8 protein-coding genes and 3 pseudogenes are annotated in these 12,838 nt (G+C 77.6%); 3 read left to right on the top strand and 8 right to left on the bottom strand.

The window, feature by feature from the left end:
* Positions 1–26 precede the first annotated feature (26 nt).
* Complete coding sequence (locus tag HCK00_RS12430) at positions 27–1,067, top strand: LacI family DNA-binding transcriptional regulator (protein WP_168101933.1); 1,041 nt, start codon at positions 27–29, stop codon at positions 1,065–1,067.
* Between the two features lie 63 nt (positions 1,068–1,130).
* Here HCK00_RS12430 and HCK00_RS12425 read toward each other — a convergent pair whose 3' ends face one another.
* The 5 genes and pseudogenes from HCK00_RS12425 to HCK00_RS12405 form a co-directional block, all read right to left on the bottom strand.
* The gene (locus HCK00_RS12425) at positions 1,131–2,027 is read right to left on the bottom strand and encodes a hypothetical protein (protein ID WP_240965535.1); all 897 of its coding nucleotides are present in this window, start codon (positions 2,025–2,027) and stop codon (positions 1,131–1,133) included.
* Positions 2,028–2,289: 262 nt separating this feature from the next.
* Positions 2,290–4,050 (bottom strand): DNA repair protein RecN, encoded by a 1,761-nt coding sequence (gene recN, locus HCK00_RS12420; RefSeq protein ID WP_168102142.1) that lies wholly within the window; start codon positions 4,048–4,050, stop codon positions 2,290–2,292.
* Between the two features lie 167 nt (positions 4,051–4,217).
* Positions 4,218–5,225 (bottom strand): NAD kinase, encoded by a 1,008-nt coding sequence (locus HCK00_RS12415; RefSeq protein ID WP_277348227.1) that lies wholly within the window; start codon positions 5,223–5,225, stop codon positions 4,218–4,220.
* Positions 5,222–6,028 (bottom strand): TlyA family RNA methyltransferase, encoded by an 807-nt coding sequence (locus HCK00_RS12410; protein WP_168102140.1) that lies wholly within the window; start codon positions 6,026–6,028, stop codon positions 5,222–5,224. Before HCK00_RS12410 ends, HCK00_RS12415 begins: the two co-directional genes overlap by 4 nt.
* A 136-nt stretch (positions 6,029–6,164) precedes the next feature.
* Positions 6,165–6,383, bottom strand: a pseudogene (locus tag HCK00_RS12405) (hypothetical protein); the annotation flags it as partial.
* A gap of 389 nt (positions 6,384–6,772) precedes the next feature.
* On the opposite strand from HCK00_RS12405, the gene HCK00_RS12400 reads away from it, so the two are divergent.
* Positions 6,773–7,123: an SCP2 sterol-binding domain-containing protein gene (locus HCK00_RS12400; protein WP_168101932.1), complete on the top strand. Its 351-nt coding sequence runs from the start codon at positions 6,773–6,775 to the stop codon at positions 7,121–7,123.
* A 316-nt stretch (positions 7,124–7,439) separates the two neighbouring features.
* Here HCK00_RS12400 and HCK00_RS12395 read toward each other — a convergent pair whose 3' ends face one another.
* A complete protein-coding gene (locus HCK00_RS12395; protein WP_168101931.1) occupies positions 7,440–8,504 on the bottom strand; it encodes an HAD-IIA family hydrolase in 1,065 nt (354 codons plus the stop codon).
* A 73-nt stretch (positions 8,505–8,577) separates the two neighbouring features.
* Between HCK00_RS12395 and HCK00_RS12390 the strand changes: the two genes are divergently transcribed.
* On the top strand, positions 8,578–9,954 hold the full coding sequence (locus tag HCK00_RS12390; RefSeq protein WP_168101930.1) for a DUF1015 family protein: 1,377 nt from the start codon (positions 8,578–8,580) through the stop codon (positions 9,952–9,954).
* 621 nt (positions 9,955–10,575) lie between these two features.
* Here HCK00_RS12390 and HCK00_RS12385 read toward each other — a convergent pair.
* Both HCK00_RS12385 and HCK00_RS28815 read right to left on the bottom strand, forming a co-directional pair.
* Positions 10,576–11,211: pseudogene (locus HCK00_RS12385) on the bottom strand (tetratricopeptide repeat protein); the annotation flags it as partial.
* Positions 11,212–11,781: 570 nt separating this feature from the next.
* A pseudogene (locus tag HCK00_RS28815) lies at positions 11,782–12,432 on the bottom strand (DEAD/DEAH box helicase); the annotation flags it as partial.
* Between the last annotated feature and the right edge of the window lie 406 nt (positions 12,433–12,838).

Here is a 12,838-nt window from a genome sequence, read left to right as displayed (position 1 = left end):
TCGATCCGTCGAACGAGGAGTTGCAGGTGGCCGAGTCCCGACCCACGCTGGAAGCCGTCGCCGCGCACGCCGGAGTGTCCCGGGCCACCGTGTCGCGCGTGGTCAACGGCGGTGCGGGCGTGCGGGCCGCCCTGCGTGACCGGGTCGAACAGGCGGTGGCCGATCTGGGGTACATACCGAACAGCGCGGCCCGCTCCCTGGTGACCCGGCGGACCGGCGCGGTCGCCGTCGTCGTCGCCGAGCCGGAGCGCCGGGTCTTCGCCGACCCGTTCTTCGCCCAGCAGCTCCGCGGCATCAGCCGTGAGCTGGCCGCGCACGACATCCAGCTGGTGCTGCTGCTGGTGGAGCGGAAGGCGGACTACGGCCGCATCGGGCGCTACCTCGCCGGCGGCCACGCCGACGGCACCTTGATGTTCTCCCTCCACCACGACGACCCGCTGCCCGCCATGGCCGCCGAGTCCGGGCTGCCCGCCGTCTTCGGCGGCCGGCCCGGCTGGCCCGGCGCGGAGCGCGACCCGGACCTGCTCTATGTGGACACCGACAACCGCGACGGCGCCCGGCAGGCCGTCCGCCATCTGCTGGACCGCGGGCGGCGGCGGATCGTGGCGGTCACCGGACCGCTCGACCAGACCTCGGCGGCCGACCGCCTGGAGGGCTACCGGGACGCGCTCGGCGGCGCCGGAGAGGCGGCGCCGGGCGACTTCACCGCCGAGGGCGGCGAGCGTGCCATGGCCGAACTCCTCGAACGCCGCCCGGATCTGGACGCCGTCTTCGCCGGCTCCGACCTGATGGCCACCGGCGTGCTGCGGGCCCTGCGCGCCCGGGGCCTGCGGGTGCCGCAGGACGTGGCCGTCGTCGGGTACGACGACATGGAGGGCGCCGCCTGGTCCGACCCGCCGCTCACCACCGTCCGCCAGGAGGTCGAGGAGATGGGGCGGGTGATGGCCGCGCTGCTGCTGCGCCGCCTCGGGGTCACGGCGCCGGAGGCCGGGGACGGCGGGGGGCGGGCGGCTCCCCTGGCGCCCGTGATCACCGCGGCCCGGCTGGTGGTACGCGCCTCGACCTGACGGGGCCCCCCGGGGGGGGCGGAGAGCCGCCCGGGGGCGAGGGACTGCGCCGGGAGCCGCCCCTCAGACGCGCCGGCCGCCGGTCACCCGGGCCGGCGTCGCGCCGCGCGAGTACACCGACACCGGGGCGGGCCTGCGGCCCAGCGCGTCCCAGACCCGCAGCACGGGGCGGTCGAGCCAGGCCGGGCCGTCGCCGACGCGGTCACCGGCCGCCGCGGCGGCGAGCAGCAGGGCCGTGGCGAGCACGAGCCCGCCCCGCCCGGCGGAGGCCGCCACCGCCACCCCGAGCCCGGCGCCGAGCGCGTGCGCGCCGGCGTCCCCGAGCATGGACCGCTCATCGAGGTCGTCCGCGAGGAGGGCCGCGGCGGCGCCCATCGGCGCCGCGCACAGCGCCCCCGGCGCCCCGCCGCGCAGCAGTGCCGGCGCCCCGGCGGCGAGCACGGCCTTGGCGGCCCGGCCGGGCCGTACGTCCAGCAGGTCGACCACGTGGGCCGAGCCCGCGACGACGGCGCCGGCCAGCAGCGCGTCCACCGGCCGGCGGCCGAGCAGCACCCCGGCGGCGAGCCCGGCCGCGCCGGTGCCGAGCAGCTGGACGGCGCCCGAGGTGATCTCACCGCGCCGCAGCGCGGAGAGGTGCGCGCGGACACCGCGCCGTGCGTCGTTCCGTCCCACCACGTCGTCGTACGCCCCGCAGGCGCCGGCCGCGAGCACCGCCAGACCGGCGGCCCGGCGCACCCGCGGGGGCAGCCCGGGGGCGGTGGCCGCGGCGAGCGCCGTGCCGAGGACGGCGGCCGGGCCGGCGTACAGGTCGACCGGGCGCCCGGCGTGATTGCGCCGCTCCCAGACCGCGGAACCGCCCGGCGGCCTGCGGCGTATCCCGGCCACGACGGCCCGGGCCGCTCCCGCCGCGGCGAACAGGACCTGCACCCGTCCCGGCCCCGCGCCGTCCGGCACCACCATGCGCCCGCTCCCCTCACCGCTGAACGCCCGACACCCTACGCGCCCGGGCCGCCCGGGCGGGCCCGAACGGCGAGCGGGGCCCCGTGGCCGCGCGCGGCGCCGGTTGCCCGGACGCTCCCGGCGCGGGCGGGCCGGGCCCGTTCACCCGTCCGGCCCGCGCGGCCCGCCCGGCGCGGCCGTCCCGATCCGTGCGCGCCGCGCGGTCCTTCACACGCGGTCCGGCCGTCGGCGCGCTCCGGGCGGTCCGGGCGGTCCCGGTCGCTCAATCCACGGCGCCGGCCGCGGACCGGGCGGCGGCCAGGAGCTCCTCGGCATGGGCCCGGGCCAGCTCGGAATCCTCCTGCCCCGCCAGCATCCGGGACAGCTCCCGGATGCGGTCCTCGCCGTCCAGCACCTGCACACCGCTGCGCGTCACCGAGCCGTCGTGGGTCTTCTCCACCAGCAGGTGCCGGTCGGCGAAGGCGGCGACCTGCGGGAGGTGGGTCACCACCACGACCTGCGCCGTCCGCGCCAGCCGGGCCAGCCGGTGGCCGATCTCCACCGCCGCCTTGCCGCCGACGCCCGCGTCCACCTCGTCGAAGAGGTAGGTCGGAACCGGGGAGGCACCGGCGAAGACCACTTCCACGGCGAGCATCACCCGGGACAGCTCGCCGCCCGAGGCGCCCTTGGCGATCGGCCGCGCCGGGGCGCCGGGGTGCGGGGCAAGCAGCAGTTCCACCTCGTCGGCGCCGGTGGGTCCGTACGCCACGGAGCGGCCGTTCACCTCGATCCCGTCCGGCGCGTCCGTCTCGCTGACGCGGACGTCGATGGTCACCCGGGCGTGCGGCATGGCCAGCCCGGACAACTCCTCGGTGACCGCGCCGGCGAGGCGGCCCGCCGCCTCCGTGCGCGCGTCGGTGAGCCGCTGGGCCAGCTCGGAGAGACGGGCGCGCAGGGCGTCGCGCTCGGTGGCCAGTTCACCGATCCGGTCGTCGTCCCCCTCCAGTTCGGCGAGGCGGGACGCGCTCCGCTCGGCCCAGGCGAGGACACCCGCGAGATCGCCGGCGCCCGCCGGCCCCTCCGCCGCGCCGTACTTGCGGACGAGGTGGGTGAGGGCCGCGCGGCGCTCCTCCACCGCGGCGAGGCGCAGCGGGTCGGCGTCGAGGTCGTCGGCGTATCCGGCGAGTTCGCCGGCCACGTCGGAGAGGAGGATGGCGATCTCCCCGAGCCGGTCGGCGAGCCGGGCCAGCGCCGGGTCGTGGGCGCGGACCGCCTCCAGCGCCCGGTGGCCGCCGGCCACCAGGGTCGCCGCGTCCACCGCCTCCAGGTCCTCCGGGTTGCCGGCCAGGGCACCGTGCGCGGCGGTGGCGGCGGTGGCCAGCGCCTCCGCGTGACCGAGCCGTTCGGCCTCGGCGGCGAGTTCGGCGTCCTCACCGGGGCGCGGCTCGGCGGCGGCGATCTCCTCCAGCCCGAACCGGAGCCGGTCGGCCTCCTCGGCGCGCTCCCGGGCGCGGGTGGTCAGCTCGTCCAGCTCGGCGGTGACGGACCGCAGCCGCCGGTGGACGGCGGTGTACTCACCCAGCGGGCCGGACACGGCCTCGCCGGCGTAGCGGTCGAGCGCCTCGCGCTGCCGGGCGGGGCGCAGCAGGCCCTGCTGGTCGGTCTGGCCGTGGACGGCCACCAGGTCCGAGGCGAGCTCGCCGAGCAGGCCGACCGGTACCGAGCGGCCGCCGAGGTGGGCCCGCGAGCGCCCTTCGGCGGAGACGGTACGGCTGATCAGCAGGGCGCCGTCGTCCAGTTCGGCGCCCGCCTCCTCGGCGCGCCGGGCGGCGGGGGCGCCGTCCGGCAGGGCGATCCGCCCCTCGACCACCGCCGACTTCGCCCCGATCCGCACCAGGCCCGCGTCCGCCCGCCCGCCGAGCAGCAGGCCCAGACTGGTGACGACCATCGTCTTGCCCGCGCCCGTCTCACCCGTGACCGCGGTGAAACCCGGCGAGAGCTCCACGACGGCGTCGTCGATGACCCCGAGCGACCGTATCCGCATCTCCTCCAACACGGACACGACCTTACGAGGTGCGACGGGCGCGGCGCGACGTACCTCCCCGCGACAGGCGGGAGTCCCGCCCTGGGGGTGGTCCGCGCGACCCGGATTGATCCCCGCCGCGCGCCGGGAAACGCGCGGCGGGCGGGGCGCCTCCCCGGCCGGGTCGCTCAGTGCGGCGCCCCTCGCCAACCGGCCACCGGAAGCGCGAACTTGGCCACCAGCCGGTCGGTGAACGAGGCGTGGTGCAGCCGGGCCAGCCGCACCGGCACGGCGCCGCGCCGCACCTCCACGCGCGCCCCGGCGGGGAGTTCCACGGTGCGCCGGCCGTCACACCAGAGCACCCCGTTGGGCGTCTCCGGCTGCACCTCCACGGCCAGCACCGCGTCCGGCGTGGTCACCAGCGGCTTGGCGAACAGCGCGTGGGCGCTGATCGGCACCATGAGCAGCGCCTCCACCCCGGGCCAGACCACCGGCCCGCCGGCCGAGAAGGCATACGCGGTGGAACCGGTGGGGGTCGCGCACACCACGCCGTCGCCGCCGAAGCGCGACACGGGACGGCCGTCGACCTCGGTGACCACCTCCAGCATCCGCTCGCGCGCCGCCTTCTCGACGGACGCCTCGTTCAGCGCCCAGTCGGTGTGCGCCACCTGGCCGTCGTTGCGCACCACCACGTCGAGGGTCATCCGCTCCTCGACCTCGTAGTCCCGCGTCACGACCCGGTCGACGACCTTGTCGAGGTCGTCCCGCTCGGCCTCGGCGAGGAAGCCGACCCGCCCCAGGTTGACGCCGAGCATCGGCACCCCCGAGGCGCGGGCGAACTCGGCGCCGCGCAGCAGTGTCCCGTCGCCGCCGAGCACCATGAGCAGCTCGCAGCCGTCGAGGACATCCTCGTCCCCGGCCGCCGCCTCGCCCCCGGCGCCGACGAGGTCCACCTCCGGCGGCAGGGTGAGGTCCGCGGCCTCCTCGGCGAGCACCCGGACCCCTATCCCGCTCCGCAGCAGCCCCTGGACCACCAGTTCGGCGCTGCGCACGGCGGCCGGCCGGCCGGTGTGCGCGAGCAGGAAGACCGTCCGCGGCGCGGGCCGCGCCGCTGTCCCGGCCGGTGCGGGTTCCGGTGTCCGCCCCGGTGGCTCGCCCGGGATCGGTGTCGGTGTCGGTGTCGGTGCTGTGGTCAACGCGGCCCCTCCGCCACTGCTCGGTCCACTTCTGCGGGGTCGAGTGCGGGTGCTCCGGCGCGCAGCCAGAGGAAGTACTCGACGTTTCCGGACGGCCCGGGCAGCGGGCTCGCGGTGACGCCCAGCACCCCCAGACCGTGTTCCGCCGCCTGTCCGGCGACCTTGCGCACCGCCTCGGCCCGCAGTTCGGGGCTCCGCACCACCCCGCCGCTGCCCAGCCGCTCCCGGCCCACCTCGAACTGCGGCTTCACCATCAGCACCAGGTCCGCGTCGGGCGCGGCGCACCGGACGAGCGCGGGAAGCACGATTCCGAGCGGGATGAACGACAGGTCGCCGACGACGAGCCCGGCGAGCCGGCCGCCGAGGAGATCGGGTGACAGGTCACGGACGTTCGTACGGTCCCGCACGGTGACCCGTTCATCGTTCCGCAGCGACCAGGCGAGCTGCCCGTAGCCCACGTCCACGGCGATCACGTGGGCGGCGCCGGCCCGGAGCAGGACATCGGTGAAGCCGCCGGTGGAGGCGCCGGCGTCAAGCGCGCGGCGGCCCGTCACCGTCAGGCCGAGGGGGGTGAAGGCGGCGAGGGCGCCGGCCAGTTTGTGGCCGCCGCGGGAGACGTAGTCCGGATCGTCGTCGTCCGCGGAGACGACCAGGGCGGCGCCGGTCTCCACCTGGGTCGCCGGTTTCGCGGCGACGCTGCCGCCGACCGTGACCCGCCCCGCGGCGATCAGCTGGCCGGCGTGCTCACGGGAACGGGCCAGCTTCCGGCGGACGAGTTCCGCGTCGAGTCGGCGTCGGGACACTGCCACGGGGGGTTCAGCTCCTGGGGGTCATGCGGGGTGGACGGGGCCGGGACGGAAGCGGTCGGTGGGTCGGTGGGCCGGTGCCGCGCGCCGGTGGCGCGGACGGTGGGTCGGACGGTGGGTCGGTGCCGTGCGGTCAGGGCGCGGACGGGCGGGCGGGCGCCGGCGGGCCGGGGCTCCGGTCGAGCGCCGTGAGCGCGTCCCGCAGTGCCCGGTGCACATCCTCGTACACCTCGATGTGGCCGTCACCGGGGAGGTGGTCGGCGTCCGCCAGCCGCCGCAGCGCGGCGTCCACCTCGGCGTTCCCCGTGTCCGTCCGGTCCACACCGAGCGGGGCGGGACCGGCGGGCGCGTCGGGGTCCGCGCCGGCTCCCCCGGGTACGGTCCCGCCGGCCGCGGACGGCCCCGCGGAGCCCGCGTCCCCGGCGCCCGCCGGCCCGGCGGGACGGTGCCCGCCGCCGTCCCGCGCGCCGGTCTCCTCCGCACCACCGCCGTGCGCCGGGGCGCCCCCGGAACCGCCTCCGCCGGCCGGCTCCCCGTCACCGGCCTCCCGGGGCGGAGGCGTCGGGCGGGGCCCCGGCACGGCCCCCGGGCTCGCCCCGTACCCCGTCCCCGGCCCCGTGACGAGAGGACCGGCGGGCTGGGCTTCCGGCCGTGTGCCGGGCGTCGGCTCGTTCATGCCCCCGACGCTACCCGGACCGGGCCGCCTCCGGGGTGAGCCGGCCTGGGGTAACGTCGGCCGGGATGACCAGAACCACCGAGGAGTGCCGCCGCTCGCTGGAGCGGCTGGCGGAGAATCTCGCCCGCGCCGACGACGACGTCCGCGGCGCCGCCGCCCTCCACCGCACCGTGAGCTGCCATCTCACCGACCTCGACACCACCTTCACCGGGCGCCTCGCCGACGGCCGGGTCGAGGATCTGGACCAGGCGCCGGGGCCACCGGCCGAGCGGGCCCAGGTCCGGCTGGCGATGGCCTCGGACGACCTGATCGCGCTGGTCGACGGGGAGCTGCACTTCGCCCGCGCCTGGGCCACGGGCCGGGTCAAGCTGGAGGCGGGCTTCCGCGACCTGCTCCGCCTGCGCTCCCTCCTCTGAGCCCCGGCACACCCGCTGAGCCCCGGCACGCCCGCCGAGCCCTGGCGTGCCCGCGGCCCGGTGGGCACCCGCGGGTGTTCGGGTGGCCGGGGGGTGCCCGCAGCACTCGGGCCGCCCCGAGCCTCGTCCGGCCACCCCCGCCCGGCCGCCGAGCCGCCGGCCGGGCGCGTCCCGGCCCGCTCACACCACGGCGTGACCGGCGGGCGGGCCGCGGCCGGCCGCCCGGCCCGCGCCCGCGGACCTTCAAACCGCCCCGCCCGCACCCGGCGAACCATCCGTAGGCCGCCGCACCACGGCCCCGTTGCCCCCGCCCCGCTCAGCCGAGCCCGAGCCGGGCCAGCGCCTTCCCCGTCCGCAGCCGCCCCCCGGCCGGGTCGGCGCCCGCCGCCGTCCAGACCGCCGCGCAGGCCGCGCGCAGCCCGTCCAGCGGGTCGCCGTCCCCTTCCACCAGCAGTTCGTCCCCCTCGGCCCGCGCCGTCCAGCCGCCGCAGCGGTGCCCGTCCGGGCCGGAGCCGGTCCGGACGGCGGCCTCGGTCCCCGGCTGCGCGGTGAGCAGCGCCCGCAGGTCGGCGGCGACGTAGGTCGGCCGGTGCCGGGGCGGTGCCGAGAGCAGCTGCGCCGCGTCGGTCACCCCCGTCAGCACCAGCAGCGAGTCGACTCCTCCCGCGTACGCGCCCTCGATGTCCGTGTCCAGCCGGTCCCCGACCACCAGCGGCCGCCGCGCCCCGGTCCGCAGCACGGTCTCCCGGTGCATGGGCGGCAGCGGTTTCCCCGCCACCTGCGGCCGCGCGCCGGTGGCGATCCGTACCACCTCCACCAGCGCGCCGTTGCCGGGCGCCCGGCCGCGGCCGGTGGGGATCGTGAGGTCCGTGTTGGAGGCGAACCAGGGCACGCCCCGGGCCACCGCGTACGAGGCCTCCGCCAGGTGCTCCCAGCCCACCGAGGCGTCGTACCCCTGGACGACGGCCGCCGGGTCCTCGTCCGCGGAGTCCACCGGGCGCAGCCCCCGCTCGCGCAGGGCCACCCGCAGCCCTTCGCCGCCGACCGTGAGCACCCGCGAACCGGCCGGTACCCGCTCGGCGACGAGCCTGGCCACGGCCTGCGCCGAAGTGATCACCTCCGACGGCTCGGCGGGTACCCCGAGCCGGGTCAGATGGGCGGCGACGTCGGCCGGTGTCCGGGAGGCGTTGTTGGTGACGTACGCGAGCCGCAGCCCCGCCTCCCGCGCCGACTCCAGCGAGGTCACCGCGTGGGCGACGGCCTCACCGCCCGCGTACACCACCCCGTCGAGGTCGAGCAGCGCCGTGTCGTACTCCGCGCACAGCGGCCGTTGCGTCCCCTCGGTCCGGGTGCGGATACCGCTCCCGCCGTGCTCACCCATGGTCACTCCCGCCCTCGTCCGTCATCGCTCCCCCGATCATCGCGCATGGTCCGATCCCGCTTAACATGCACCAATGAGCACACCCGGTCTCACGCGCGAGGGCCTGCGGCTGCTCCCCTTCCGTGGCCTGCGCTACGCGCCGGAGCGGGTCGGCAGCATCGCCGCCGTCACCTCGCCCCCGTACGACGTGGTGGTACGGCCCGACGGCCAGCGCCACCTGGAGACGGCGGACCCGCACAACATCGTCCGGCTCATCCTGCCGCAGGGCGACGACCCCGCCGGGCGCCACCGGCGGGCCGGCGCGACCCTGCGGCGCTGGCGCTCCGAGGGGGTCCTCCGGGCGGACCCCGAGCCCGCGCTCTACGTCTACGAACAGTCCGGCGACGGCCTGGTGCAGCGCGGCCTGATCGGTGCCCTGCGCCTGTCGCCGCCCGAGGAGCGGATCGTCCTGCCCCACGAGGACGTCATGCCGGAGATCGTCGCCGACCGCGCGGCCGTGATGCGTGCCACCGCGGCCAACCTCGAACCCCTGCTCCTCAGTTACCGCGGCGAGCCGGCCGGAGCCGAGGGGGGCGGGAGTGACCCCGCGGGAGGTGGAGGAGACGGGGCGGAGGGCGCCACCGCCCTCCCGGGCGCGGCAGGCGTCATCGAACGCGCCGTCCTCCGCGCCCCGCTGCTCGCCACGACCACGGAGGACGGGCAGAATCACCGGCTGTGGGCCGTCACGGACCCCGCCGAACTGGCCCAGATCGACGCCGACCTCGGCCGCCGCCAGGCCCTCATCGCCGACGGCCACCACCGCTGGGCCACCTATCTGCGCCTGCGCGCGGAACACCCCTCCCCCGGCCCCTGGGATTACGGGCTGGTGCTGCTGGTGGACACCGCGCGCCACCCCCTGCGGGTCCGCGCCATCCACCGGCTGCTGCCGCACCTGCGCCCGCACGACGCGCTCGACGCGCTCCAGGGCGCCTTCCGCGTGCGCCGCGTGGACGGTCCGCTGCCGCACGCCCTCAAGGCGCTCGCCGGTGTGGACGGACCGGGGCGGCCCGGCACCGCGGAACCCGCGCCCGGCAACGCCTTCCTCCTCGCCGGGGCCGATGGCGGCTTCCACCTCGTCGACCGTCCCGACACGGACCTGCTCTCCCGCACGGTCCCCGGCGACCGGCCCCGTTCCTGGCGCACCCTCGACGCCACGGTGCTCCACTCGGTCCTGCTCGGACGGCTCTGGCGGGTACCGGACGACCCGGGGCACATCCGCTACCTGCACGACGCCACGGCCGCCGTCGACCAGGCCCGGCGCCACGGCGGCACGGCCGTCCTCATGCGGCCGGTCCGCGAGGAGATCGTGCGGGAACTCGCCCAGCAGGGCGTCACGATGCCCCGCAAGTCCACCTCCTTCGGCCCGAAACCCGCCACGGGCCTGGTCCTCCGCAGCGTCGGCCAGGACTGACGCCCCACGGCCCGGCGCCGGCCGCCACCGCCCTGCCGCTCTCCCCCGGCGCAGCGGGCGCCTCCACCCGCGAGCGGGCGAGCGGGCGAGCGGGCGAAGGACAACACAAAAGGGGGCGGTACCCGTCCGGGTACCGCCCCCCATCGCCTGTTCCAGGCCCGGTCAGCCCGCGGAACCGGGGTCCTTCCCGGCCTCGGACGGCCCCGCTCCGGACACGTCCGCTTCCGTCGTGTCCTCCGCCCGGGGCTCGGACTCCCGGGGCCCCCGGGGCTCCCGGTTCTCCGCCTCGCCGCGCTCCGCCGGCTCCGGGTCACCGCCGTCCCGGGCCGGGCCATCGGCCTCACCGCTCGCCGGGTCCTGCTCATCCGCCGGGGCTGTCTCCGCGGCGGCCGGTGTCACGGCCCGCTCGACCGCGCCCCGGCCCTCACCACCAGGCGCGGGCTCCCCGCCGGGCTCGTCCGCCGTGTCCCGGGGACCGGCCCCGGACGCGCCCTCGGCGTCCTCCGCGGGCTCACGCCTGGCGGACGCCGCTTCGGCGCCGTCCTCCGCGCCGCCTCCGGTGGCCACCTCGGCCAGGACCGTCTTCCGGGCCTCGTGCGCGTCCCCGCTCTCCGCCTCCGGGTCGAGGGCGTCCACGAACTCCACCCCGTCGAGCTCCGCGAGCCGGTCGGAGGCGTCCGTCGTACCGCCGGCGTCGGCCTCCAGCGCCCGCGCGAACCACTCCCGCGCCTCGCTCTCCCGGTCCACGGCGAGCAGGGCGTCGGCGTAGGCGTACCGCAGACGCGCCGTCCACGGCTGTACGGAGTGCGCGGCCAGCTCGGGGCTCTGCAGGGTGACCACCGCCGCGTCCGGCTGTCCCATGTCGCGCCGCGCGCCGGCCACCACCAGGCGCATCTCGACCTGGCCCGCCTTGTCCAGCCGCTGCACCTCCGGCTCACCGGCCATGGCGAGCGCGCGCTCCGGGCGGCCCAGGCCACGCTCGCAGTCCGCCATCACCGGCCACAGGTGGGCCGAGCCGGTCATCCGCCGCGCGGCACGGAACTCCGCCAGGGCCTCGGCGTACTTCCCGACCCCGTACGCCGCGAAACCGGCGGCTTCCCGGACGGAGGCGACCCGGGAGGCGAGCCGCAGCGCGACCCGCGCGTAGCCGTACGCCTGCTCCGGCTCCTCCTCGTCCAGCAGCCTGGCCACCATGACGAGGTTCCGGGCGACATCCGTGGCGAGGGTCTTCGGCAGGCTCATCAGGTCCTGCCGCACATCCTTGTCGATCTCCTCACCGGTGACCTCGTCGGGAATGGGCAGCCGCTGGACCGGCTCGCGGTCCTCGCGCCGGGCGGCGCCGAACCCGCCCTCCCGGCGGCCCCGCTCACCCCGGTCGTCACGGCGGCCGTAACCGCCGCGCCCCCGGTCGTCGCGGCGGTCGTCCCGCCCCCGCCCGGAGCCGTAGGAGCGTCCACCCCGGTCGTCGCGACGGCCTCCCCGGTCGTCGTCCCGCCGGAAACCCGGACGGTCCTCACGGCCCCGGAACCCACCGCGCTCGTCCCCGTGCCGGTCGTCCCGCCGCGGTCCCTCACGCCGCGCCCGGTCGTCCGGGCGGTCCCGGTCGTCCCGCCGGAACGCCGCGGACCCGCTGTCACGCCGGTAACCGCCCCGGTCGTCGTCCCTCCGGGGGCCGCGCCGGTCGTCGTCACGGCGGAACCCACCACGGTCGTCGTCACGGCGGAAGCCGCCCCGGTCGTTCTCACGCCGGAACCCACCACGGTCGTCATCACGCCGGTAACCGCCCCGGTCGTCGTCCCTGCGCGGGCCACGCGGCCGGTCGTCCTCACGACGGAACGACGGCCGCTCCTCGCGCCGGAATCCGCCCCGCTCCGAACCACGCCGGTCATCGTCGCGCCGCGGCCCACCGGAAGCACCCTCACGCCGGACACCACGATCGTCATCCCGGCGGAAGCCACGGTTCTCGCCCCGGAAGCCACCACGGTCGTCATCGCGCCGGGGGCCACGGTCCCGCTGATCCCCGCGCTCACGGTCCCGCTCGCGTCCCCCGAAGCCGCCACCACGGCCGCCGCGGTCGTCCCGGCCGGCGAAACCACCCCGGTCGAACCCACCACGACCACCGTCCCGACGCGGGCCACCCGACCGGTCGTCACGGCGTCCGCGGTCACCCTCGTCACGCCGGAAACCACCGCGCGCGCTCTCCCCGCGGAAGCCACCGCGGTCGTCGTCACGGCGGGGGCCGCGCCGGTCGTCGTCACGGCGGAAGCCACCGCGGTCGTCCTCCCGCCGGGGGCCGCGCCGGTCGTCGTCACGGCGGAACCCACCACGGTCGTCGTCACGGCGGAAGCCGCCCCGGTCGTTCTCACGCCGGAACCCACCACGGTCGTCATCGCGCCGGTAACCGCCCCGGTCGTCGTCCCTGCGCGGGCCACGCGGCCGGTCGTCCTCACGACGGAACGACGGCCGCTCCTCGCGCCGGAACCCACGATCGTCATCCCGGCGAGGTCCACGGTCCCGCTCGCGTCCCCCGAAGCCGCCACCACGGCCGCCGCGGTCGTCCCGGCCGGCGAAACCACCCCGGTCGAACCCACCACGCCCACCGTCCCGACGCGGACCACCCGACCGGTCGTCACGGCGTCCGCGGTCACCCTCGTCACGCCGGAAACCACCGCGCCGCTCTTCACCGTCCTGCCGCCGCGGCCGGCCCTCCGGCCGCCCTGCGCGCTCCTCTGGCGAGTTGTTGGACATCGACGTGACTCCTGACTGCGGTACCGCGGATGGTGACTGATTCCCATGCCTCGGGCATGGGCCGGCGCGATGCGCCGCAAAACAAAAAGGGCCCTTGGCCCCAGCTGTACGCTGGGGCCAAGGGCCCTCACAGATT

It is taken from the genome of Streptomyces zingiberis, assembly GCF_012034935.1.
Taxonomy (GTDB): domain Bacteria; phylum Actinomycetota; class Actinomycetes; order Streptomycetales; family Streptomycetaceae; genus Streptomyces; species Streptomyces zingiberis.
This window is presented reverse-complemented; position numbering and strand designations above follow the sequence as displayed.

Bases quoted from the DNA above. Each gene is read 5' to 3' on its own strand.
- HCK00_RS12425 (WP_240965535.1), bottom strand. From the start codon at position 2,027: ATGGTGGTGCCGGACGGCGCGGGGCCGGGACGGGTGCAGGTCCTGTTC.
- recN (WP_168102142.1), bottom strand. From the start codon at position 4,050: ATGCGGATACGGTCGCTCGGGGTCATCGACGACGCCGTCGTGGAGCTC.
- HCK00_RS12400 (WP_168101932.1), top strand. From the start codon at position 6,773: ATGACCAGAACCACCGAGGAGTGCCGCCGCTCGCTGGAGCGGCTGGCG.
- HCK00_RS12395 (WP_168101931.1), bottom strand. From the start codon at position 8,504: ATGGGTGAGCACGGCGGGAGCGGTATCCGCACCCGGACCGAGGGGACG.
- HCK00_RS12390 (WP_168101930.1), top strand. From the start codon at position 8,578: ATGAGCACACCCGGTCTCACGCGCGAGGGCCTGCGGCTGCTCCCCTTC.